Annotated in this window: 1 pseudogene; it reads left to right on the top strand. The window is 32.1% G+C overall.

The window, feature by feature from the left end:
- Positions 1-182, top strand: a pseudogene (locus tag JHU38_RS12345) (CatB-related O-acetyltransferase); the annotation flags it as partial.
- Positions 183-218: the final 36 nt, after the last annotated feature.

Below are 218 nucleotides of genomic sequence, written 5' to 3' on the forward strand. Positions count from 1 at the left end.
GCTCAGTTGTTACTAAAAATGTAGGAGCATATGAGGTTGTTGGTGGGGTTCCTGCAAAAGTGATTAAGAAGCGATTTGACAATAAAACAATTGAAAAACTTTTGGAAAGCAAGTGGTGGGAGAAAACGCCTGACAAACTAAAAGGATTTTCGGTTGAATATTTAAATAAAAAGGATACTTAATGATATGAGAATTTTAAATATTGTATCGAGTAATAT

Origin of the sequence: Prevotella illustrans (assembly GCF_017426725.1) — a bacterium.
GTDB lineage: Bacteria > Bacteroidota > Bacteroidia > Bacteroidales > Bacteroidaceae > Prevotella > Prevotella illustrans.